This window comes from Streptomyces sp. NPDC051452, from assembly GCF_044454765.1.
Lineage (GTDB): Bacteria > Actinomycetota > Actinomycetes > Streptomycetales > Streptomycetaceae > Streptomyces.
Genome location: NZ_JBITEB010000012.1, coordinates 234194 through 256997, shown reverse-complemented (window position 1 = coordinate 256997; position 22804 = coordinate 234194). Strand labels below are relative to the sequence as shown.

Sequence of the window (22804 nt, the reverse complement as noted above, 5' to 3'; positions counted from 1 at the left end):
CGCGATCTCCCACAGCCCGTCCGGAACAATCCAACTCCACGTACCCCGCCCCATGCACAGCCCAACGAGCGATCACCACATAGGACACGGTCTAAGAGCCGGGTCCCCTCGCGCTTGTTGCCGAGGATCTGGTGGTCCGGGTCGAAGCTCATGGCCCGGGAAATCTCCGGGACCTGGAGCATCCGGAGCGTGCAGTCCTCCACCCGGGCCTGCTGCTCCAGGAGGGCGTAGCGGTCGATCGTGCTCAGGGCGCCGATCGGGCGGTCCACCGGCTTGGCCCTGCCCGTGCCGTAGTACGGGACCACGAGGGCGTGGTGGAACCCACCGGCCGTCACGGTGGCCAGCGGGTGCGACACGGGCCGGTGCTTGCTGTTCCCGCCCCTCAACTCGGCAATGAAACTGGGGGTGAACAGAACGGCGCTCTCCCGTCGCGTCGTCTGAGTCCTGCCGGGCTCGTCCAACGGCTTGGCGAGCTTCCCGTCCCGGCCCTCGGTGGGGATCATCATCGGCCGGGCGTACCGCTTCAGACCGTCCTCGATCCGGGCCATGGTCTTCGCGGCCAGGGGCTTCTTCCGGTCCCCGATCCGCTGCCCCGGGTTGGTCCAGTCGACGGCCACGGCGGCCGGGAGAGCGATCGGCTCCACGGTCTCCTGGCAGCCGCTCACGGTGCACCGGAAGGTGTACTGGGCCTTGTACCGGCCCCAGGGCTCTCCGGCCTTCTTGAAGATCTGGCGACCCTTCACGGTGCCGTGCTCGGTGCAGCGGGCCCACGGGCGGGTCCACTTCTCCACGTCGATCTTCCGGCGCAGCGAGTGGTGGACGTACAGGAAGTACACGCGGTCCCGGCTCTGCGGGCTCCACAGGGCCTTCTGGGCGTGCGCGTGGGCGGAGTTCAGGAAGACGGGGTACAGGTCGTACCCGAGGGCCTCCATGGCCTTGCGCCAGGCCGGGAAGAGCACCCAGCGGACGACGTCCACGACGTTCTCCACGACGCCTCCGAGGACCGGACGGCCCCGCAGGGTCATCGCCTCCAGGTACCTCGGGACGTCCCACATCGTCGCCCTGGAGCGGGCACCGGCCTCGGTGGGCAGGGTGTTGCCCTCGGCATCGGGGACCTGGTCCTCCTGGGCCTGCTTCTTGCCCTGGGCGATGCTGTGGTTCGTGCACTCCGGCGAGGACCAGAGCACGTTGACCGATGGGTACTGGCGGAAGTCCACCTGGCTCAGGTCCGCACAGCGATGCTCAGCCTGAGGGAAGTGCAGCTCATGGGTCTGGACGGCCAGCGACCAGTGGTTGCACGCCAGACGCAGAGCGACCCCGGGGACCTTGGTGATCCCCGAGGACGATCCGCCCGCACCGGCGAAGAAGTCGGCAGCGGTCAGAGTCACCGGCGGGCCTTCCGAAGGTCTCGGATGACCAGGCCGATCCAGACGATCACGATCCCGGCGGCGAGGGCGTAGAAGAGGTGTCCGAGGGTCTCGGGGGTGTGGTTCGCGCTCATCGTCAGCCCTGCGCCTTCTCGTCCGGGTAACGCCACTCAATGACCCCGTCCGGAACACCGAACGGCTCGCTGTAGGCCTCGTGCAGCGCCCTGACGTCGGAGAAGTGGATCAAGTCACAAGCCGTGAAGCCCCACGCCGGATCCAGCCGCTTGAAGGGGATGGACGGACGCTTGAGGTCGTCGTCAAGAAACGTCGGGTCACCAGGGCAACCGAGAAGTTCCTTGGCCGTCTGGTAGTCCACGAGTGGCTCTCCACAGACGCCATCACCGTGGTTCTGGTGGCAGCTCCACCGCTCGATGACGACGGTGTGTCCGACTTCGAGCCACCGGGCCTCGCCGTCATCGACCCGCATGACGCGGTGCTGCTCCCAGGCGTCCTCGGCGATCTCGTTCAGGTGGGTCTGGATCAAGTCGTTCAAGCTGACGGTCGGCTGGTTCATCGGTCGTTCCCCCCGTTGATCTCGTTCAGTTCATTGAAGGCCGCGACGTCCGCCCAGAAGGCGGTCAGCGCGTCGTCCTTGGCCTGGCCGTGCAGCTCCACCAGGGAGCCGTCGGGGCACTTCTCGAAGACCCGCACCTCGCGGGTCGTGACGGCCTCGATGCGGCCGTTGTCGTGGACCATCAAGTCCTGGACCACCTCGGGTCCGTAGGCCACGAGGACCTTCTCCAGCGGGTCGGCGGCGCTCACTTGGCCGGCTCCGGGATCCAGACGCCGCTGCGCCTGCGGATCAGGCCCCGCTTCTTCAGGGCTCCCACACACCGGGAGATCGTGGTGTGGCCCATCCCCAGCTCCTCGGCCAGGGAGTTGCTGTTCTGCGGCTCAGCGGCGACGTTCAGGTACGCCCACACCAGGCGGGCCGAGATCGGGACGTCGGTGTCCGTGAGGACCTCTCGGATCTGCTCGGCGTTCACGCGGCCACGCCCTGTCCGGCACGGCGCACACGCTGGGCACGCATCTCGGCGGCGAAGTCCATGACCGCGCCCTTGATCTCGTCCAGCGGGGCGAGGCCGTCGGGGTACCGCAGGGCGAGCGTGGAGGTCATCCACAGGACCCCGTGGTCCAGGGTGTTGAGCTGCTCCCGGGTCAGGAAGTCCTTGGCCGAGCGGGACGGCCGCAGCTTCCCGGCCTTCTTGCCCCGGAAGTCCTTCTTGTAGCGCTCGCCGTTGACCTGCGGCTGGCGCTCGCGGATCGTCTCCGCCGTCATGCCGAAGAGGGCCAGGTAGAACATGTTCTGGACGTCCGCGAAGTCCCGGTCGTGTCCCCCGGCGCCCTGGATCGCCCGGACGATCGCCCGGTAGTCCTTCTTCTCCTGGAGGCGGGCCTCCAGCACCGCGTCGATGGTCTGCTCGACACGCGGCTTCATCGTCTGGAGCTGCTCGATCGGGGCGTTGGCGTTGACCACGAAGCCCTCGCGCTCCACCTGCTCCAGGAGGTCGAAGACCTGGTCCCGGAACTCGGAGGCCTTCGGAAGGTCCGAGCGCATCAGGAGGTGGAAGACACCGCGCTTGTAGATGACCTTCATGCGCTGCGGTCCACCGCCGGTGACGATCACCTCGTCACCGACGTAAAGGGGGTTCAACGAGGTGACCCCCTTCTGGTGGGCCTCGACACCCTGGAGGAACCGGGCGGTGTTGCCCTTGAAACCCACGCCCTGGCGGAGGTCGGCGGCGACGACGAAGGCCGCCTTGTGCTCGGTGCTGAAACCCATACGGAGGGCGGTGTCCGGGAAGATCTCCTGGACCGCCCGGAAGATGCTGGGGAGCTGAACGGCGCTCATCAGAGCCCTTTCGACTCAACGCACGGAGGACATCCCCGTGCGGGGGTCCTCCAGCGGAGTCGTGTCACCTGCGGCGACGAGATAAATCTACCACGATAAGGGCCTGGATATCCAGTTCAGGAACATCCGGGAGTCCATTCGAATTCCCCAAGGAATGTTGGGGGAGGTGTTACTACTGGAATTCCTGGAGTAATTTCAGGTGTTGGCAGATGGGCTATACGCGTGCGTATCCTGACCCCAGACACGACGAAGCCCCGGCGGGAACCGGGGCGACGTCAGGCGGCATTTTAAAAAGCCGAGTTGGTCCGGGAGGGCTCCCACCCTCCGAGACCGGCAGCTCCTCCCGTCTCAAGAAGCGGAGCCACCAGTGAAGCTGTGTGTGGATTCTACCCATCAGGCCGGCCCCGGTCACGTTGATCTCGACGCCGTCAACTCCGCCGACCTCATCGACTTGGTCACGCGCTCCGTTGGCCGCTCCGAGGTCCTCACCGAGCAGGCCCTCTCGTGGACCGCCATCACCCGCCCGTACATCTCCGGGACTCGCGGGTTCGCCAGGTGGACCGGGACCACCGACAAGGTAGTCCGGGAGATCGCCGGTCCCACCGGTGGCCTGTCCTCCTCCAAGTTCCTCTGGACCACGACCCGGGGTGTCTCCTCGGCGGTCCAGGAGGAGCGGGACTCCATGGAGTTGCGGTACTCCGATACGCGCACTCAGAACCGCAGTACCTCTTCTAACTACTCCAAGCTCTCTGGCCCTGGGGCCCTGGCCCTGGGGGAGAAGGAGGTTCTGGAGAAGATCAAGAGCAATGCGGTTCTCAGTGCGCGTATTGGCGACAGGGCCCACGAGGTCCTGGTCAACGGTCTGAAGACGCTCTCGACCCTGACCGAGCTGGACTGCACCACGGGCCCCGGACAGATCCTGACGATGCTCGACCCCGGCCTGGACCTCTGGTCTGAGGTCGATGACGACAATGCGGTGAAGACCGCCGTGATTTCGCTGGGTCGCCGGGCGTGGTCCCTGGCGGTCCTCTGCGGCCTGGAGGACGTCGTCCTGTCGGTCTCGGACATTGAGGAGCTGACGGGCCTGTCGAAGCGCGGTGTTCAGGCGCTCCTGGCCCGCATGACCAAGGCCAACCCGCTCCTGGTCCAGAAGGTCCGCAAGGGCCGGAGCTTCGAGTACGCGATCTACTGGGCCTCGTGCTTCCGCCGCTCCGGCGACTGGTGGGACGACTGCTACGACCGGGATCTCATCCGCAAGGCCCGTGCCGCCAAGGACCGTGTCGTCCAGGAGACCTCGGCCCGCCGTGGCACCGGCCCCGGGTACATCGCGTACCTGCACAGCACGGCCAACCCGAGGCGTGCCGAGTACCTGGAGGCCAACCCCCTCCCGGAGGACGCTGACGGGGCCTGGAGGGCCCTCGTGGAGGCCGGGGATGAGATGGAGCTGTACGCGTACCTGCGGGCCCAGGAAGCCGAGGCCGGGCCCGTGCCGAGCACCCCGGAGGTGCTGACCGAGGAGACCGCGGTGGTCCGGCCGGCTCAGGAATCGTTGGGGCAGAAGGAGGAGTTCATGGCCCTGCCCGATGGAGAGCGCCAGCAGATCCTGGCCGCCATGCGAGCCCGGGTGGTGGGGGTCGCCGTATGAACCCGGAAGCCCGCCAGGAGGCCCTGAGACGCCACGGCCTGACGGAGACCCAGGACGGCTTCGAGCTGACCGCAGAGGGCTTCCAGAGGGCCTCCAGGAGGGCCCGGGACCTCCGGCAGCAGGGCGACCCGGAGGCGGTCCGGATGATGGCCTTGAGCCCCGAGGATCCGGACCGCTGGGAGTACTGCCGGTGCCTCCAGATCGAAGCCTTCACCGCCGAGGAGCGGGCCTCAGGATTTTAAAAAGCAGAGCCCTCTCCAGGAATTCCTGTGGCATTAGCGAAGCCGCCAAGCATTCCTGTACCCTCCGACTCGCAGGCCCTTACCGGTTTCACCCAGGTGAGGGCCTGGCGGCGTTCAAGGCCGTACGGAATTTAAAAAGGGGGAGGGATCATGCCGCTGAGTCACGCTGTACTGAGCACGTCTCCGTACGTGAGCTGCATCCAGTGCGGGAGCGTCTGGGAGACCGCCGTGTACGACGGCTGCAATGACCTCGGCGGGACCTACTCCGAGACTTTCACGTACCACTGTCCGGGGCCGGACGGATACCACATCCCGGAATGCACCTGCGCCTGTTGCGTGTACGGGGACTGCGGCCACGACAGCGACAAGACCTGTTTCGACCCGAACCGTTGAGGGACAGCGCCCAATGACGAACCGCGTGTGCTCCGAGTGCGGCGAGCCGGCTCAGCAGGCCCGGCCCGACGAATGGGTCCCGGCCTGGGGTCCGGCGCCTGAGTGGTCCCACCTGGACGGCTCGTCCCTGTGTCCCGTCGTGGGCCCGAATGGATACGAACCCTGCCAGCCGGAGGTGCTCTCGTGAAGGGCCTCGTGATCCTCGACCCTGAGGCCCGCAGGCGGGTCCGCTATGGCCCTGTGGTGAACGGGCGGACCATCGCCTCCCCAGCGATGAAGAAGCTGATCGAGGGCCTCGTCAGGGACGCTCAGAAGGCCGCTCGCGAGAAGGAGCTGATGGACGCCTGGGTCAAGCGGGAGCTGGCCAGGGCTCCGAAGCGCACCATCCTCCAGGAGCAGATGCTCCGGCGGACGAAGGGCGAGCTGGTGAAGCTGGCCCAGGCCAAGAAGGCCCAGGTCACTTCCACTTGACCTCGATCCGCTTGGGGTTGAAGACGTTGTACGGCCTAGTCGCGGGGTGGATGATGATCTCCTCGATCAGGCCCCGGTACACGGCCTGCTTCCTGGCGACCGAGTAGTCCTCCCACGCCTCCCGCAGCTCCGCCACGCTGATGTCCATGACGTTGGTCTTCACGGTCTGCTCGGCCAGCTCCCGCTGAACCGTGGCGATCCGGCCCTTCACGCGGGTCAGGGCGTCCGTGATCTCGCGGACGGGGCGGTCGCCCTCGTCCAGCTCCACTTCCAGTTCGGCCTTACGGCGCTCCAGCTTCCCCAGCTTCTCTTCGAGAGCCGGCCGGGGGTCGTCGGAGTCGTCCATCACGGCGGCCTCGACCTCTTCGAGCTGGGCGAAGAGCAGTTCCTCCATGGCCTCCTCGAAGTGGGGGATGTCGATCGTCCGGGCTCCGCAGCCGCCTCCGTCCTTCGCGCAGACGTACACGCTGGTGGGGCGATCACCGCGCGGGGAGGTCTTCATCTTGTGGTGCTGACGCCCCTCCTCCTTGCAGGAGCAGGGCTCCCCGATGACGTGCGGGACCCGGCAGGTGCAGCGGGGGAGACCGGAGAGCGGGTACTTCCGGGCGGTCGTTTTCCGCTCCCCGTGCTCAGCCCGGTACTCCTCGGTCTTCGTGTCGAGCAGGGCCCGGAGGGCCTTGTGCTTCTCCACAGAGATGATCGCGGGCCAAATGGCCTTCCCCTTGATCTCGCCCCGGTGCTCTTTCAACCCGGCGATGCGGCCCGACCTCAGCAGGGCGCGCATCCCCTGATAGCTCCAGGCCCCGCCGGTGGTCGTCAAGACGCCACTGTCGTTGGCCTCAACCACGAGGGAGTACAGGGAGTCGCCCTCCAGGGCGCGGTCTGCCCAGCTCCTGATGTGCTTGGCCTCGCGCTCGTTGACGGTCTCGCCTGTGATCTTCCGGCGGGGGCCGGTGCCGTCGAAATGACGGTCATAGCCGAAGGCTCGGTGGCCGGAGTTATGGATGGCCCCGGCCTCGACCAGCTCACTGACCTTGCTCAGGATGCGTTCCCGGCGGTGCTCCACCTCGCGCTTGGCCACGGCGACCTGGATGCGGGCCAGCATCCGGCCGTCAGGAGTGGAGAGGTCGATGGTCCCTGTCCGGGCCGTCCTCAACTCCACGTCCAGCTCGGGGTCGTCCAGGAGGTCCATCAGGTCCTCCAGCTCCCGGGGCTGGCGGTACAGGCGGTCCGGGTGCCAGGCGATCACCGCGTCAATGTGGCCGCTCTGCATGTCGGCCAGCATCCGGTGGTAGCCCTTGCGCTTCTTCCGGCGGTTGGTCGCCGACATGTCGTTGTCGTCGTACACCTCTACGACGTTCCAGCCGAGCTGAGCGGCGAGGGGCTTGCAGTCCTTCAACTGGCGTTCGACGCCCAGCCCTGCGCCCTCACGGTCGTCAGAGATGCGGAGATAGATGCCGACCCTGCGGGCCCTGGCGGTGGCCTTCATGCCGTCAAGGGTAGGGGAGTAGATGTCCTCTAAGGAAGTTGTGGCACCACGGCTCGGCCTACCAGGACCCGCAGTTGATACGGCTCGCGGCACCCCGGGTGGCCCTCATCTCCGCCGGTGCCGACAACCCGTACGGTCACCCGGCCCCGTCGACCGTGGCGGCACTGCGGGCCGCCGGCGCGATGGTGCTGAGCACCGACCGGGACGGAGCGCTCGCGGTCGTCGGAGCGGGAGGGGGCCGCGGCGAGGTGCGGGTGACGAGAGAGTGAGGGCGCGGGAGCCGCACGAGAGGCCGGGGATGTGATCCCTACGAGCGGCTGGGGTGTGACCTGGTCGTCGCGCAGACTGGGGCCATGAACCCAGCACGGATCGACGCCTACCTCCTCCGGCTCGGAGCGGTGCGCCCGCTCCGGCCCACCAGTGAGGCCCTGCGCGAGCTGCACCTGCGCCATCTGCGGGTCGTCCCCTTCGAGAACCTCTCGATCCACCTCGGCGAGGAGATCGTGCTGACGCGGGAGCGGCTGCTGGACAAGGTGGCGGGGAGCGGGCGTGGCGGCTTCTGCTACGAACTGAACGGGGCGTTTTCGGTGCTGCTCGGCGCCCTCGGATACGAGGTGACACTGCTCGCGGGACGCGTCTACGACGACGAGGGGCGACCCGGGATCCCCTACGACCACATGGCGCTCCGGGTGCGGACGGCGGACGGGGACACCTGGCTCGCCGACGTCGGGTTCGGCGCGCACAGCCTCTACCCCCTGGCCTTCGCCGAACGCGGGGAGCAGAACGACCCGGGCGGGCGGTTCCGCCTGGTGGAGGCCGGACCCGACGCGGCGGGCGGGGGCGCGGCGGCGGGCGACGGCGACCTGGACGTCCTGCGGGACGGCAAGCCGCAGTACCGGCTGGAGACGCGACCGCGGGTGCTCGGGGACTTCGCGGCCGGCGCCTGGTGGCACAGCACCTCCCCGCTGTCGAACTTCACCCGCTCACTGGTGTGCTCACGGGTCACCGAGGACGGCGGGCGGATCACGCTCAGCGGACGCACGCTGACGACGACCACCGCCGACGGGGATCGCAAGAAGAGGGAGTTGGAGACCGACGAGGAGGTGCTGACGGCCTACCGGGACCGGTTCGGTATCGAGCTGGAACGTGTACCGACCGTCCGGGGCGGAAACCGGAACGTACTCCCCGAACCTGCCGGGAGATGACGCTGCCGGGAGACCGAGACGGTGTCGGCCGTGTCGGAGAATGGCTTCGTGAGCGATGTGAGACACGTGCTGGTGCTGCCCGACCGCGATGCCGCCGAGGAGGCGGTCGCGGCGCTCGGGGAACGGTTCGGGATCGAGGAGGAGCCCCGGCTCGTCCGGGACGCGCTGGCCGGTGAGGACGACGCCGAGGACGCCCAGTGGCTGGTGGTCCTGCGTGACGCGAGGCAGCGGCTGGACCCGGCGGAGCTGGACGCGTTCGCGGGGGAGTGGGAGGGCTGGCGCGAGGAGCCGTGACCCCGAGGCGGACTCGGGGGCGGGTCGGGGGCCGGGCAGGGTTCACGGCCGGTTCGTTGTCGGTGCCGCGTGGGATGCTGTGAGTGATGGCCAGGAAAACTGCGAATGACGACCCTCTCGCCCCGGTGACCCTCGCCGTGGGCCAGGAGGACCTCCTGCTCGACCGTGCCGTGCAGGAGGTGGTGGCTGCCGCCAAGGCCGCCGACGCCGACACGGACGTACGGGACCTCGCCCCGGACCAGTTGCAGCCCGGCACGCTCGCCGAGCTGACGAGTCCCTCGCTCTTCGCGGAGCGGAAGGTGGTGGTCGTACGCAACGCGCAGGACCTGTCCGCCGACACGGTCAAGGACGTGAAGGCGTACCTCGGCTCGCCCGCCGAGGAGATCACCCTGGTGCTGCTGCACGCCGGCGGGGCCAAGGGCAAGGGGCTGCTGGACGCCGCGCGCAAGGTGGGCGCGCGGGAGGTGGCGTGCCCGAAGATGACCAAGCCGGCGGACCGACTGGCCTTCGTGCGGGGAGAGTTCCGCGCGTTCGGGCGGTCGGCCACACCGGAGGCGTGCCAGGCACTGTGCGACGCGCTCGGCAGTGACCTGCGCGAACTGGCCTCGGCGGTCTCGCAGCTGGTGGCCGACGTGGCGGGGACGATCGACGAGGCGGTCGTCGGGCGGTACTACACCGGCCGGGCCGAGGCCTCCAGCTTCACGGTCGCCGACCGGGCCGTCGAGGGGCGTACGGCGGAGGCGCTGGAGGCGCTGAGATGGTCGCTGTCGACCGGCGTGGCACCGGTGATGATCACCAGTGCGCTGGCGCAGGGTGTGCGGGCGATCGGCAAGCTGTCCTCCGCGCGCGGGGGGCGTCCGGCCGATCTCGCCCGTGAGCTGGGCATGCCGCCGTGGAAGATCGACCGGGTGCGCCAGCAGATGCGGGGTTGGACACCCGACGGAGTCGCGCTGGCGATGCGTGCCGTCGCGGAGGCCGACGCGGGCGTGAAGGGCGGCGGTGACGACCCCGGTTATGCCCTGGAGAAGGCTGTCGTGACGATCGCCCGGGCCGCGAGGTCGAGGGGCCGCGGCTGACTCGGTCGCCGGCTTACCTGTCGGCGGGTGAGTCGTCCGGGGCGAGTGGTCCCGGGCCGGCGCGGCCCCGCGTCGCCGACGCGGTGTGTGGGGGGGGCGTCGCTGTCGAAACCCGCCCGCGCCTCGACACCGACGACCTGACTCAGCGCGGCCGACCTCGACGGCGAAGGCCGCTCCTTCCCGACCTCACGGCGAAGACCGCTCCCGCACTGGACCACTCCCGCGCCGGACCGGAGCCGCGCCGGACCGCTCCCGCACTGGACCGGAGCCGCGCCGGACCTGAGCCGCGCCCGACCGCTCCCGGACCCGACCGGAAGTTGCGCCGGGCCGGACCGGAGTTGCGCCGCGCCGGGCCGGAGTCGTGCCGGATCACGCCAGGCCGCGCCCTGCCCCGCCGAGCCAGGCCGCGCCCCGCCGCGCCCCGCCGCGCCGCGCCGGACCGCTTCCGGGCCGGAGTCGCGCCGGACTGCTCCCGGCCGGAGCCGCGCCGGACCGGAGCCGCGCCAGGCCCTGCCCCGCCCCGCCGAACCCCGCCCCGCCGCGCCGGGCGGGTCTGGGTGTTGGACCAGTCGTCCCGGCGCATGCCGAAGGCCCCGGTGGCCGCCCTGGGGAAGGGAGGGCGCCGGGGCCTTCGGGTTCAAGCTTTCGGATCCGCGCCCGCGTGGCGAACGCAGGCCGCGCGCGGTTCCTGTTGTGCCGGTCGGGAGCGGATGAGAGAGGGCCCGCTCTGGGTCCTTCCGGCGATCAGATCAGAAAGGAGTCTCAGCCCTTGAGGGTCGTGACCTTGGAAGCAAGCGCCGACTTCTTGTTGGCGGCCTGGTTCTTGTGGATGACGCCCTTCGAGACGGCCTTGTCGAGCGCACGCGCGGCAGCGCGCTGCAGCTCGGTGGCCTTCTCGACGTCACCCGCGGCAGCGGCCTCGCGGGCCTTGCGGATCGCGGTCTTCAGGGAGGACTTGACGGCCTTGTTGCGCAGCCGAGCCTTCTCGTTGGTCTTGATCCGCTTGATCTGGGACTTGATGTTCGCCACGAAGGAGCCTTTTCAGGTTCAGGTGCGGGGCCGCTCGGGTCCCGTACCGGTGATCCAAAATTTCTCTGACGTGCCTCGCGCCGAGAGGCTATGAGGCACAGCCGTCTACAGTACCAGTGGCCCCGCGAGCGGCCCAAAACGGTCCCCGGTCCGTCCCCGTGGGACCATGGAGACTACGTATCGATCCGACCCGAGGCATAAGGCGCCTCAAGAGACAGGACCCTGCGTGCCCGCGACCCCTAACCATGTGCCCGAGCCGAGCCGTACCGACCCGGCACTGATCCGCAACTTCTGCATCATCGCGCACATCGACCACGGCAAGTCCACTCTCGCCGACCGGATGCTCCAGCTGACCGGTGTGGTCGAGCAGCGGCAGATGCGTGCTCAGTACCTCGACCGGATGGACATCGAGCGCGAGCGCGGCATCACGATCAAGTCCCAGGCGGTGCGTCTGCCCTGGGCCCCCACCGAGGGCCCCGACCAGGGTGCGACCCACATCCTCAACATGATCGACACCCCGGGGCACGTCGACTTCACCTACGAGGTCTCGCGGTCGCTGGCCGCCTGCGAGGGGACCGTACTGCTCGTCGACGCCGCCCAGGGCATCGAGGCGCAGACGCTCGCCAACCTCTACCTGGCGATGGAGAACGACCTCGCGATCATCCCGGTGCTCAACAAGATCGACCTGCCGGCCGCGCAGCCGGAGAAGTTCGCCGAGGAGCTGGCGAACCTGGTCGGCTGTGACCCCGACGACGTGCTGAGGGTCTCCGCCAAGACGGGCATCGGGGTGGACGCGCTGCTCGACAGGGTCGTGCGGGACGTCCCCGCGCCGGTCGGTGTCGCCGACGCGCCCGCCCGCGCGATGATCTTCGACTCGGTGTACGACTCCTACCGGGGCGTGGTGACCTACGTCCGTGTCATCGACGGCCAGCTCAACAAGCGTGAGCGCATCCGCATGATGTCGACGAACGCCACCCACGAGCTGCTGGAGATCGGCACCAACTCGCCCGAGATGCTGCCCGCCGACGGGCTCGGCGTGGGCGAGGTGGGCTATCTCATCACCGGCGTGAAGGACGTCCGCCAGTCCAAGGTCGGTGACACCATCACCAGCCTGCACAAGGGGGCCACGGAGGCGCTCGGCGGGTACAAGGACCCCAAGCCGATGGTCTTCTCGGGTCTGTATCCGCTGGACGGCTCCGACTACCCCGAGCTGCGCGACGCCCTGGACAAGCTGCAGCTCAACGACGCCGCGCTGGTCTACGAGCCGGAGACGTCCGCCGCGCTCGGCTTCGGCTTCCGCGTCGGCTTCCTGGGCCTGCTGCACCTCGACGTGATCCGCGAGCGGCTGGAGCGCGAGTTCGGGCTCGACCTGATCGCCACCGCGCCGAACGTGGTCTACCGCGTGCTCATGGAGGACGGCACCGAGCACACGGTCACCAACCCGAGCGAGTTCCCCGAGGGGAAGATCGACGCGGTGTACGAGCCGGTCGTGCGCGCCACCATCCTGGCGCCGAGCGAGTTCATCGGCTCGATCATGGAGCTGTGCCAGACCCGGCGCGGCACCCTGCTCGGCATGGACTACCTCTCCGAGGACCGGGTCGAGATCCGCTACACGCTGCCGCTCGCCGAGATCGTCTTCGACTTCTTCGACCAGCTGAAGTCCAAGACCCGCGGCTACGCCTCGCTGGACTACGAGCCCACCGGCGAGCAGACCTCCAGCCTGGTCAAGGTCGACATCCTGCTGCACGGCGACAAGGTGGACGCCTTCTCGGCGATCACGCACAAGGACGCGGCGTACGCGTACGGCGTACGGCTGGTGGCCAAGCTGCGCGAGCTGATCCCGCGGCAGGCCTTCGAGGTGCCCATCCAGGCCGCCGTGGGCTCGCGGGTCATCGCCCGCGAGACCATCCGCGCCATCCGCAAGGACGTCCTCGCCAAGTGCTACGGGGGTGACATCTCGCGTAAGCGCAAGCTGCTGGAGAAGCAGAAGGAAGGCAAGAAGCGGATGAAGATGGTGGGTTCCGTGGAGGTTCCGCAGGAGGCCTTCATCGCCGTCCTCTCCAGCGATGACAGCGCGGGATCGGGCAAGAGCAAGAAGTAACCAGCGGTAACGAACGGTCACGCCCGCAAAGCGGGCACTTGGGGGCTCGCCGTGCGAAAGCGCGGCGGGCCCCTACGCGCGCGTAGCGTCGCTCTGAGTGCAAAGTGACAGGCCGAGGCCCCTTACGCAACGGCCGGTCGCGGCTTACCCTGATGCCTGCTCGATAGTTACTCGCGAGTTAAACAACAGTCCGAGACCACACCGTGAGTTAACCCAGCCGCACCGAGTCGGCCGCACCGTCGCGGGCCCCCGGAGGATGTCGTGAGCGACACACAGACCCTGATCGAGAACCGTCCGCCGTCCGTGGCCGCACTCTTCCTGGAGCGCGTGGCGGCCACACCGGAGGGCGAGGCCTACCGCTACCCCGTACCGCCGGCGTCCGGGCAGGGCCCGGACGACTGGAAGTCGCTCAGCTGGGCGCAGGCGGCCGACCGGGTGTATGCCATCGCGGCCGGCCTGATCGAGCTGGGCGTACAGCCCGAACAGCGGGTGGCGCTCGCCTCCTCGACCCGCGTCGAGTGGATCCTCGCCGACCTCGGCATCATGTGTGCCGGCGGTGCGACCACGACCGTCTACCCGCAGACCAACGCCGACGAGTCGGGCTTCATCCTCTCCGACTCCGAGAGCCGGGTGCTGATCGCCGAGGACGCGGCCCAGGTCGCCAAGGCGCTTGAGAAGCGCGCCGAGCTGCCCGACCTGACCAAGGTCGTCGTCATCGACCCGGCCGGCGCCGAGACCGGCGACTGGGTGATCAGCCTCGCCGAACTGGAGCGGCGCGGCGCCGCCTACCTGGAGACGCACCCGCAGCTGATCAAGGAGCGGGTCGGCGCGATCACCAAGGAGCAGCTCGCCACCCTGATCTACACCTCCGGCACCACCGGCCGCCCCAAGGGGGTGCGCCTGCCGCACGACAACTGGTCGTACATGGCGAAGGCGATCGCCTCCACCGGGCTGCTCGGCGCCGAGGACGTGCAGTACCTGTGGCTGCCGCTCGCGCATGTCTTCGGCAAGGTCCTCACCTCGGGCCAGATCGAGCTCGGGCACGTCACCGCCGTCGACGGCCGGGTCGACAAGATCATCGAGAACCTTCCGGTGGTCCGGCCGACCTACATGGCGGCCGTGCCGCGGATCTTCGAGAAGGTCTACAACGGCGTCGCGGCCAAGGCGCGCGAGGGCGGCGCGGCCAAGTACAAGATCTTCCAGTGGGCGGCCGAGGTCGCCCGCGAGTACGCCAAGGTCACCCAGGACAACTTCCGGCGCACCGGCACCGCCTCGGCGCCCCTCGGCCTGGCCGCCCGGCACAAGGTCGCCGACACCCTCGTCTACGGCAAGCTCCGCGAGGCCTTCGGCGGCCGGCTGCGCGCCTGCGTCTCGGGCGCCTCCGCCCTCTCGCCGGAGATCGGCTACTTCTTCGCCGGCGCCGGCATCCACATCCTGGAGGGCTACGGCCTCACCGAGTCCTCCGCGGCCTCCTTCGTCAACCCCGGCGAGGCCTACCGCACCGGCACGGTCGGCAAGCCGCTGCCCGGCACCGAGGTCCGCATCGCCGAGGACGGCGAGATCCTGCTGCGCGGTCCCGGCATCATGCAGGGCTACCACCGGCTGCCCGAGAAGACCGCCGAGGTGCTGGAGTCCGACGGCTGGTTCCACACCGGGGACATCGGCGAGCTGTCGCCCGACGGTTATCTGCGCATCACCGACCGCAAGAAGGACCTCATCAAGACCTCCGGCGGCAAGTACGTCGCCCCCGCCGAGGTCGAGGGGCAGTTCAAGGCGGTGTGCCCGTACGTCTCCAACATCCTCGTGCACGGCGCCGACCGGAACTACTGCACCGCCCTGATCGCCCTCGACGAACCCGCGCTCCAGGACTGGGCCAAGGACAACGGCCTGGCGGGCAGGTCGTACGCGGAGATCGTCGCGGCGCCACAGACGGTCGAGATGGTCGACGGCTACGTCCGGCAGCTCAACGGCGGGCTCCAGCGCTGGCAGACCATCAAGAAGTTCCGGCTGCTGCCGCGCGACCTCGACGTGGAGCACGGCGAGATCACTCCCAGCCTGAAGCTGAAGCGACCCGTCGTGGAGCGGGAGTACAAGCACCTCATCGACGAGATGTACGCCGGAGCGCGCGAGGCCTGACGTCCTCCCGCCGGGGTGGCGGGGGCCGGCGGCGGCCGCGGTGGTCCGTGGCGCGTCGGGTGGTTCCCCGCACCCCTTTGACTGTTTTGCGCCCGTCCGCGCTCGTTAGTGTCCGTCTCGGGGCAGCCCCGTAGCGCGGTTATCGGCCACGACTGGCCACTTGTGTGACTGCGTGCTTATCCACGGCTCCCGTCTGTCACCCTGGCCGCATGGACATGGCGGCCATACCGACGCAGCGGGAGAGCCAGGCCCCGGGCCATGAGCCGCGGGGGAGGGCGACGCTGCCCGGAAGTCCCCTCGCGCCCGGCTCCGCCCGCGCGCTGGTGCGGGCCGCGCTGGCCGAGGTGCCCGGGGTCTCCGGCCGCCTCGCCGACGACGCCACGGCGGTCGTCAGCGAACTCGTCACCAACGCCGTCGTGCACGCCGGTACCGACGTGGAGGTCGAATGGCGCCTGGAGGCGACCGGCGCGTTCGTCGTGGAGGTGGGCGACCGGCACCCCTCCCGCGCCCCGCGCGATCCGGTCGGCGGCGAGACGCCGTACGAGGCGGCCGAGTACGGACGCGGGCTGCGGCTGGTCGCCACCCTCGCGGAGTCCTGGGGCGTCACCTACCGCACCGGCGCCAAGACGGTGTGGGCGCGGCTGCCCCCGGGCGGCGTCGAGCCGGCGCACGAACCCGCCCGGCTTCCCGCCCTGGAGGTCGCCGAGGGCCTGGCCACGCAGCCGCAGCGCGCCGGCTGCGACCGGGAGTGGCTCGGCCGCGGCGCGCTGTCCTTCCTCGCCGAGGCCTCCGACCTGCTCGCCGGACAGCTGGACGAGAACCTCGTCGCCGCGCTCACCGGCCAGCTGATCGTGCCCCGGCTCGCCGACTGGTGCGCGGTGTGGCTGGAGGACGAGGCGAGCGCGCGCGGCGGCACGAGCGGCGGGCCGGCCCGGGTCTGGCACGCCAGCGAGGCACGCATCGAGGAGCTGCGCTGCGCCCTGGAGAAGGAGCCGCCGTGCCCGGGCGACGGGCTGCGCTCCAACCCGGAGCGCTACCCCTGGCCCGGTGACGCCCTCGGGCCCGAGGGCACGCACGGCGCGGCGCTCGCGTACCGGCTGATCGCGGGCGGCCGGCCGCTCGGCACCCTCGTCATCGGCCGCTGCGGGCTGAGCCGCTTCCCCGACGAGGTCACCGGGCTGGTGGAGGACCTCGGCCGCCGGGTCGCCCTCGCCGTCGGCGCGGCCCGCCAGTACGCCCGCCAGGCCACCATCAGCGCCGTGCTCCAGCGCGGCCTGCTGCCCGGCGCGGTCGCCGAGATCCCCGGCGTGCGCAGCGCGCTGGTCTACGAGCCGTGCGACAAGGGCGGCCCCAGCGGCGACTTCTACGACCTGTTCCCGGCGGGCGACGGCCGCTGGTGCTTCGCCGTCGGCGACGTCCAGGGCAAGGGCCCCGAGGCGGCGGTCGTCATCGGCCTCGCCCGGCCCTGGCTGCGGCTGCTGGCCCGCGAGGGTTACCGCGTCGCCGATGTCCTCGACCGCCTCAACCAGCTCCTTCTGGACGACGCCACGGAGGCCGCCGACGCCGCGGCCCGCGCCCTGGTCGCCGCCGGCGGCCGGCCCGTGAGGTCCGGGGACGGCCCGCAGACCCGCTTCCTGTCCCTGCTCTACGGCGAGCTGACCCCCCACGACGGGGGAGTCCGCTGCACCCTCGCCTCGGCCGGACACCCACTGCCCCTCGTCCTAGGGCCCGACGGCGGTGTGCGCACCGCCGCCCGCCCCCAGACCCTGCTCGGCGTGGTCGAGGACGAGACCTACACCAGCGAGACCCTCGACCTGCGGCCCGGCGACAGCCTGCTGTGCGTCACCGACGGGGTGACCGAGCGCCGCTCCGGCTCCCGCCAGTTCGACGACGGCGACGGGCTCGCGCGGGCCCTGTCCGGCTGCGCCGGGCTGAGCGCCGAGCTGATCGCGGAAAGGATCCGCCGCCTGGTCCACGACTTCGGCGGCGGCCTGCCGGAGGACGACCTGGCCCTGCTGGTGCTCCAGGCCGAGTGAGGGCCGTCGTACCGGACGGTGGCGGTACGGGACAATGGGGGACATGCCTTCCGCACTTCCCGACGGCGAGCCCGTCCCCGCCGACGGCGCGCTGCCCGCCGCCGCGCTCGCCGGGGCCGCCGACCGCCCCCTCGGGTTCTATCTCCACGTCCCGTACTGCGCGACCCGCTGCGGCTACTGCGACTTCAACACCTACACCGCGACCGAGCTGCGCGGCACGGGCGGGGTGCTCGCGTCCCGGGACAACTACGCGGACACCCTGACCGACGAGGTCCGGCTGGCCCGCAAGGTGCTCGGCGACGACCCGCGCGAGGTCCGCACGGTCTTCGTCGGCGGCGGTACGCCGACGCTGCTGGCCGCGGACGATCTCGTACGGATGCTGGCGGCGATCCGCGACGAGTTCGGTCTGGCACCGGACGCGGAGATCACCACCGAGGCGAACCCGGAGTCGGTCGACCCGGCCTACCTCGCCACCCTGCGCGAGGGCGGCTTCAACCGGGTCTCCTTCGGCATGCAGAGCGCGAAACGGCATGTACTGCGGGTCCTGGACCGCACCCACACACCGGGCCGTCCCGAGGCGTGCGTGGCCGAGGCCCGGGCGGCGGGCTTCGCGCACGTGAACCTCGACCTGATCTACGGCACCCCCGGCGAGACGGACGACGACTGGCGGGCCTCGCTGGAGGCGGCGCTCGGCGCGGGCCCGGACCACGTCAGCGCGTATGCCCTGATCGTCGAGGAGGGCACCCAGCTCGCCCGCCGCATCCGCCGGGGCGAGGTGCCGATGACCGACGACGACGTCCACGCCGACCGCTATCTGATCGCGGAGGAGACCCTGTCGGCGGCGGGCTTCGACTGGTACGAGGTCTCCAACTGGGCCACCTCGCGGGCGGCCCGCTGTCTGCACAACGAGCTGTACTGGCGTGGCGCCGACTGGTGGGGCGCGGGACCGGGCGCGCACAGCCACGTCGGCGGGGTGCGCTGGTGGAACGTCAAGCACCCCGGGGCGTACGCGGCAGCGCTCGCGGAGGGGCGGTCGCCGGGGGCGGGGCGAGAGCTGCTGGCCGACGAGGACCGGCGGGTGGAGCGCATCCTGCTGGAGCTGCGGCTGGCGGAGGGGGTGCCGCTGTCGCTGCTGCGCGAGGCGGGGCTCGAGGCGTCCCGGCGCGCGCTGGCGGACGGACTCCTCCAGCAGGACCCCTACACGCGCGGCCGTGCCGTACTGACCCTGCGCGGACGCCTGCTCGCGGACGCGGTGGTACGCGACCTGGTCGACTGACCGGGCACCCCCTGACCGGGCACCCCCGACGCGGCGGACGGCACGACGGCAGGCCTGGTGATCGGTCCGCTGGACGGTCCGCCGTCGCGGCCGTGATCGGGGGTCCAGGGATCGCGGACCGGGGACCGGGGACCCCTTAGGGGTCAGGCCTCGTCGGCGGTCGTGACGAAGTCGATCAGTTCCTCCACGCGTCCCAACAGCTCCGGCTCAAGATCGCGGTAGGACCGCACCCCCGACAGGATCCTCTGCCACGCCGCGCCCGTGTTCTCCGGCCAGCCGAGCGCCCGGCACACCCCCGTCTTCCAGTCCTGGCCGCGCGGCACCGTCGGCCAGGCGGGGATGCCCAGGGACGACGGCTTCACCGCCTCCCAGACGTCGATGTACGGGTGGCCGACGACCAGGGCGTGCTCGCTGCTCACCGACTGTGCGATGCGCCACTCCTTGGTGCCCGGCACCAGGTGGTCCACCAGGACGCCCAGGCGCGCGTCGGGGCCCGGGGCGAACTCGGCCACGATCGACGGCAGGTCGTCCACGCCCTCCAGGTACTCCACGACCACGCCCTCGATGCGCAGGTCGTCGCCCCACACCCGCTCCACCAGCTCGGCGTCGTGCCGGCCCTCGACGTAGATCCGGCCGGCCCGGGCCACGCGCGCGCGGGCGCCGGGGACGGCGACCGAGCCGGAGGCCGTGCGGGTGGGCCGTACCGGGCCCGCGGCGGGCTTGACGAGGGTGACGACTTGGCCCTCCAGCAGGAAGCCGCGCGGCTCCAGCGGGAAGACGCGGTGTTTGCCGAAGCGGTCCTCCAGGGTCACCGTGCCCGCCTCGCAGCGGATCACCGCCCCGCAGAACCCGCTGCCGGGCTCCTCCACCACCAGCCCGGGCTCGGCCGCCACCTCGGGCACCGGCTTCGGCTTCTTCCAGGGCGGGGTCAGGTCGACGGAGTACTGGCGCATTCGGATGACGATAGGAGAAGTGGGCGGGCGCGTCCCCCGACACGCCGGAAGTCACCCGGTGCGGCGGCTCAGCCCGTGCCGAAGCGGGCCGCCAGTTCGTCACGCTGGCGGCGGACGAAACCCGCGTCGACCACGGCCCCGTGGCCGGGCACGTAGAGCGCGTCCTCGCCGCCCAGGGCCAGGAGGCGGTCCAGGGCGTCGGGCCAGCGGGACGGGACCGCGTCCGGGCCCGCCTGCGGTTCGCCGGACTCCTCGACCAGGTCGCCGCAGAAGACCACCTCCGGGCCGCCCGAGGCCGCACCGGGGACCAGGACCGCCAGATCGTGCGCGGTGTGCCCGGGCCCCACGTTGGCCAGCAGCACCCGGCGGCCCCCGCCCAGGTCGAGGGTCGACTCGCCGGAGACCGGATGCCGGGGCACGACCAGCGCGTCCACCGCCTCGTCCGCGTCGGCGGCCGGGAGACCGTTGCCGATCGCGTCCGCGCGCAGCCCCGCGCGCCCGGAGGTGAACACCGCGTCGGCGCCCACCGCCGCGTGGATCCGCGCCCCGGCGAACACGGCCGCCCCGAAGACGTGGTCGAAGTGGGGGTGGGTGAGAGCGAGATGGGTCACACGGCCGCCGGACAGCTCCTGGGCCGCGGACCGCAGCCGCGCCCCCTCGGCCAGGCTCGAACCGGCGTCGACCATCAGCGCCGTACCCGCGCCGACGACCAGCCCCACCGTGCAGTCCCAGCCCGGCAGCCGGCACCGCCCCACACCGGCGGCCAGCCGCTCCCACCCCAGCTCTTCCCAAGTCACCCTCATACCGGGACGCTAACGTCACGACCGGTACGGACGGCACCGACCTTGCCCCGGGTGCACCCGACGGCCGTACACTGGGCCGGGGAATGCTGGCACTCGCATGGGAAGAGTGCCAGGAGGACACCCGAGGGGACGAGGGGACGACGTGCTGGAGGTGTGCGCGGATGCTGAGTGAACGCAGGCTGCAGGTCCTGCGCGCCATCGTCCAGGACTACGTGGGCACCGAGGAGCCGGTGGGTTCCAAGGCGCTCACCGAACGGCACAGCCTCGGTGTCTCCCCGGCGACCGTCCGCAACGACATGGCCGCCCTGGAGGACGAGGGGTACATCGCCCAGCCGCACACCAGTGCCGGGCGCATCCCCACCGACAAGGGCTACCGGCTGTTCGTCGACAAGCTCGCGGGCGTCAAGCCGATGACCGCGCCCGAGCGGCGGGCGATCCAGAACTTCCTGGAGGGCGCCGTCGACCTCGACGACGTCGTGGCGCGGACGGTGCGGCTGCTCGCGCAGCTGACCCGTCAGGTCGCCGTCGTGCAGTACCCGTCGCTGACCCGGTCCACCGTCCGGCACGTGGAGCTGCTCTCGCTGGCTCCCGCGCGCCTGATGCTCGTGCTGATCACGGACACCGGCCGGGTCGAGCAGCGGATGGTCGACTGCCCGGCGCCGTTCGGCGAGTCCTCGCTGGCGGATCTGCGGGCGCGGCTGAACAGCCGGGTCGCCGGCCGCCGGTTCGCGGACGTGCCGAAGCTGGTCGAGGACCTGCCGGATGCCTTCGAGGCCGAGGACCGGGGTACGGTCTCCACCGTGCTCTCCACCCTGCTGGAGACACTGGTCGAGGAGAACGAGGAGCGGCTGATGATCGGCGGTACCGCCAATCTCACCCGCTTCGGGCATGACTTTCCTCTCACGATCCGGCCCGTCCTGGAGGCACTGGAGGAGCAGGTCGTGCTCCTCAAGCTGCTGGGCGAGGCGAAGGATCCGGGTGTGACCGTGCGCATCGGGCACGAGAACGCCCACGAAGGACTCAACTCCACGTCCGTCGTGTCGGTCGGCTACGGTTCGGGCGGCGAGGCGGTTGCCAAGCTCGGCGTGGTCGGACCGACCCGCATGGACTACCCGGGAACGATGGGAGCGGTACGCGCAGTGGCACGGTACGTCGGACAGATCCTGGCGGAGTCGTAAGTGGCCACGGACTACTACGCCGTTCTCGGCGTGCGCCGCGACGCGTCGCAGGATGAGATCAAGAAGGCGTTCCGTCGGCTCGCGCGCGAGCTGCACCCGGACGTCAACCCCGATCCGAAGACCCAGGAGCGGTTCAAGGAGATCAACGCCGCTTACGAGGTGCTGTCGGACCCGCAGAAGAAGCAGGTCTACGACCTCGGCGGCGACCCGCTCTCGCAGTCCGGCGGTGCCGGCGCGGGCGGCTTCGGCGCCGGTGGCTTCGGCAACTTCTCCGACATCATGGACGCGTTCTTCGGTACGGCGTCGCAGCGCGGGCCGCGCTCGCGCACCCGGCGCGGCCAGGACGCGATGATCCGCATCGAGATCCAGCTGGACGAGGCGGCCTTCGGGACGACCAAGGACATCCAGGTCGACACCGCGATCGTCTGCAACACCTGCAACGGCGAGGGCGCGGCGCCCGGCACCACGGCCCAGACCTGTGACATGTGCCGCGGCCGCGGTGAGGTCTCCCAGGTCACCCGGTCCTTCCTGGGCCAGGTCATGACCTCGCGCCCCTGCCCCCAGTGCCAGGGCTTCGGCACGGTCGTGCCGACCCCGTGCCCGGAGTGCGCGGGCGACGGCCGGGTCCGCTCCCGTCGCACGCTGACCGTCAAGATCCCGGCCGGCGTCGACAACGGCACCCGGATCCAGCTCGCCGGCGAGGGCGAGGTCGGTCCGGGCGGCGGACCGGCCGGCGACCTCTACGTGGAGATCCACGAGCTGCCGCACTCGACCTTCCAGCGGCGCGGCGACGACCTGCACTGCACGGTCACCATCCCGATGACCGCGGCGGCCCTCGGCACCAAGGTGCCGCTGGAGACGCTGGACGGCGTGGAGGAGGTCGACATCCGGCCCGGCACCCAGTCCGGCCAGTCGATCCCGCTGCACGACCGCGGCGTCACGCATCTGCGTGGCGGCGGCCGGGGCGACCTCATCGTCCATGTCGAGGTGCAGACCCCGGGCAAGCTGGACCCCGAGCAGGAGAGGCTGCTGCGCGAGCTGGCCAAGCTGCGCGGCGAGGAGCGGCCGCAGGGCACGTTCCAGCCGGGCCAGCAGGGCCTGTTCTCCCGGCTGAAGGACGCCTTCAACGGCCGCTGAGACACCGGCGACGGGACGCCCCGGCGTCCCTTATGCCCCTGTCCTATGCGGTCGGAAGCCC

The 22804-nt window shown here is 70.6% G+C and carries 21 protein-coding genes and 1 pseudogene; 13 read left to right on the top strand and 9 right to left on the bottom strand.

Translation table 11 applies throughout. The features are described 5' to 3' along the window. The 5 genes from ACIBA9_RS26650 to ACIBA9_RS26630 form a co-directional block, all read right to left on the bottom strand. The coding region (locus tag ACIBA9_RS26650) for a DNA cytosine methyltransferase (protein ID WP_399366808.1) at positions 1 to 1388 on the bottom strand (1388 nt) is incomplete at its 3' end. Between the two features lie 115 nt (positions 1389 to 1503). After that, positions 1504 to 1941, bottom strand: coding sequence for a hypothetical protein (locus ACIBA9_RS26645; RefSeq protein WP_399366806.1), 438 nt, complete (start codon positions 1939 to 1941; stop codon positions 1504 to 1506). Continuing rightward, positions 1938 to 2189 (bottom strand): hypothetical protein, encoded by a 252-nt coding sequence (locus ACIBA9_RS26640; RefSeq protein ID WP_399366804.1) that lies wholly within the window; start codon positions 2187 to 2189, stop codon positions 1938 to 1940. The genes ACIBA9_RS26645 and ACIBA9_RS26640 overlap by 4 nt, the downstream gene beginning before the upstream one ends. Further along, positions 2186 to 2413 carry a helix-turn-helix domain-containing protein gene (locus tag ACIBA9_RS26635; protein WP_399366802.1) on the bottom strand — a complete coding sequence of 76 codons (228 nt, stop codon included), beginning with the start codon at positions 2411 to 2413 and terminating at the stop codon, positions 2186 to 2188. Before ACIBA9_RS26635 ends, ACIBA9_RS26640 begins: the two co-directional genes overlap by 4 nt. Beyond that, positions 2410 to 3279 (bottom strand): Bro-N domain-containing protein, encoded by an 870-nt coding sequence (locus ACIBA9_RS26630; RefSeq protein WP_399366800.1) that lies wholly within the window; start codon positions 3277 to 3279, stop codon positions 2410 to 2412. Before ACIBA9_RS26630 ends, ACIBA9_RS26635 begins: the two co-directional genes overlap by 4 nt. A gap of 379 nt (positions 3280 to 3658) precedes the next feature. Here ACIBA9_RS26630 and ACIBA9_RS26625 point away from each other — a divergent pair, with 379 nt between their 5' ends. The 3 genes from ACIBA9_RS26625 to ACIBA9_RS26615 all read left to right on the top strand — a co-directional run bounded on the left by ACIBA9_RS26625 (position 3659) and on the right by ACIBA9_RS26615 (position 6030). Continuing rightward, positions 3659 to 4924, top strand: coding sequence for a hypothetical protein (locus ACIBA9_RS26625; RefSeq protein ID WP_399366798.1), 1266 nt, complete (start codon positions 3659 to 3661; stop codon positions 4922 to 4924). Continuing rightward, positions 4921 to 5166, top strand: coding sequence for a hypothetical protein (locus tag ACIBA9_RS26620; protein ID WP_399366796.1), 246 nt, complete (start codon positions 4921 to 4923; stop codon positions 5164 to 5166). The genes ACIBA9_RS26625 and ACIBA9_RS26620 overlap by 4 nt, the downstream gene beginning before the upstream one ends. A gap of 576 nt (positions 5167 to 5742) precedes the next feature. Further along, on the top strand, positions 5743 to 6030 hold the full coding sequence (locus tag ACIBA9_RS26615) for a hypothetical protein (RefSeq protein ID WP_399366794.1): 288 nt from the start codon (positions 5743 to 5745) through the stop codon (positions 6028 to 6030). Here the strand turns inward: ACIBA9_RS26615 and ACIBA9_RS26610 are convergent. After that, on the bottom strand, positions 6017 to 7519 hold the full coding sequence (locus ACIBA9_RS26610; protein WP_399366792.1) for a recombinase family protein: 1503 nt from the start codon (positions 7517 to 7519) through the stop codon (positions 6017 to 6019). The two genes, ACIBA9_RS26615 and ACIBA9_RS26610, sit on opposite strands and share 14 nt — an antisense overlap. A 35-nt stretch (positions 7520 to 7554) precedes the next feature. On the opposite strand from ACIBA9_RS26610, the pseudogene ACIBA9_RS26605 reads away from it, so the two are divergent. The 4 genes and pseudogenes from ACIBA9_RS26605 to holA all read left to right on the top strand — a co-directional run. Continuing rightward, positions 7555 to 7788: pseudogene (locus ACIBA9_RS26605) on the top strand (MBL fold metallo-hydrolase); the annotation flags it as partial. Positions 7789 to 7872: 84 nt separating this feature from the next. Continuing rightward, a complete protein-coding gene (locus ACIBA9_RS26600; protein WP_399366790.1) occupies positions 7873 to 8724 on the top strand; it encodes an arylamine N-acetyltransferase in 852 nt (283 codons plus the stop codon). Positions 8725 to 8772: 48 nt separating this feature from the next. Beyond that, positions 8773 to 9018: a hypothetical protein gene (locus ACIBA9_RS26595; protein ID WP_362156681.1), complete on the top strand. Its 246-nt coding sequence runs from the start codon at positions 8773 to 8775 to the stop codon at positions 9016 to 9018. An 86-nt stretch (positions 9019 to 9104) separates the two neighbouring features. Beyond that, complete coding sequence (holA, locus tag ACIBA9_RS26590; RefSeq protein WP_399366788.1) at positions 9105 to 10094, top strand: DNA polymerase III subunit delta; 990 nt, start codon at positions 9105 to 9107, stop codon at positions 10092 to 10094. A 762-nt stretch (positions 10095 to 10856) separates the two neighbouring features. Here holA and rpsT read toward each other — a convergent pair. Further along, positions 10857 to 11123, bottom strand: coding sequence for a 30S ribosomal protein S20 (rpsT, locus tag ACIBA9_RS26585; protein ID WP_031158784.1), 267 nt, complete (start codon positions 11121 to 11123; stop codon positions 10857 to 10859). A 226-nt stretch (positions 11124 to 11349) separates the two neighbouring features. Here rpsT and lepA point away from each other — a divergent pair, with 226 nt between their 5' ends. The 4 genes from lepA to hemW all read left to right on the top strand — a co-directional run bounded on the left by lepA (position 11350) and on the right by hemW (position 18672). After that, positions 11350 to 13224 (top strand): translation elongation factor 4, encoded by a 1875-nt coding sequence (gene lepA / locus ACIBA9_RS26580; protein WP_362156686.1) that lies wholly within the window; start codon positions 11350 to 11352, stop codon positions 13222 to 13224. A gap of 261 nt (positions 13225 to 13485) precedes the next feature. Then, complete coding sequence (locus ACIBA9_RS26575) at positions 13486 to 15360, top strand: AMP-dependent synthetase/ligase (RefSeq protein ID WP_399366785.1); 1875 nt, start codon at positions 13486 to 13488, stop codon at positions 15358 to 15360. A gap of 215 nt (positions 15361 to 15575) precedes the next feature. Next, a complete protein-coding gene (locus ACIBA9_RS26570; protein WP_399366822.1) occupies positions 15576 to 17396 on the top strand; it encodes a SpoIIE family protein phosphatase in 1821 nt (606 codons plus the stop codon). A 43-nt stretch (positions 17397 to 17439) separates the two neighbouring features. Next, a complete protein-coding gene (gene hemW, locus ACIBA9_RS26565) occupies positions 17440 to 18672 on the top strand; it encodes a radical SAM family heme chaperone HemW (RefSeq protein ID WP_399366783.1) in 1233 nt (410 codons plus the stop codon). Positions 18673 to 18815: 143 nt separating this feature from the next. Here the strand turns inward: hemW and ACIBA9_RS26560 are convergent, their stop codons facing one another. After that, complete coding sequence (locus ACIBA9_RS26560) at positions 18816 to 19625, bottom strand: DUF3097 domain-containing protein (RefSeq protein ID WP_399366781.1); 810 nt, start codon at positions 19623 to 19625, stop codon at positions 18816 to 18818. A 68-nt stretch (positions 19626 to 19693) separates the two neighbouring features. Then, entirely contained in the window at positions 19694 to 20428 is a 735-nt protein-coding gene (locus ACIBA9_RS26555; RefSeq protein ID WP_399366779.1) for an MBL fold metallo-hydrolase, read from the bottom strand. Positions 20429 to 20589: 161 nt separating this feature from the next. Here ACIBA9_RS26555 and hrcA point away from each other — a divergent pair, with 161 nt between their 5' ends. Both hrcA and dnaJ read left to right on the top strand, forming a co-directional pair. Further along, positions 20590 to 21606, top strand: coding sequence for a heat-inducible transcriptional repressor HrcA (hrcA, locus tag ACIBA9_RS26550; protein ID WP_362156698.1), 1017 nt, complete (start codon positions 20590 to 20592; stop codon positions 21604 to 21606). Further along, the gene (gene dnaJ, locus ACIBA9_RS26545; protein ID WP_399366777.1) at positions 21607 to 22743 is read left to right on the top strand and encodes a molecular chaperone DnaJ; all 1137 of its coding nucleotides are present in this window, start codon (positions 21607 to 21609) and stop codon (positions 22741 to 22743) included. Positions 22744 to 22804 lie beyond the last annotated feature (61 nt).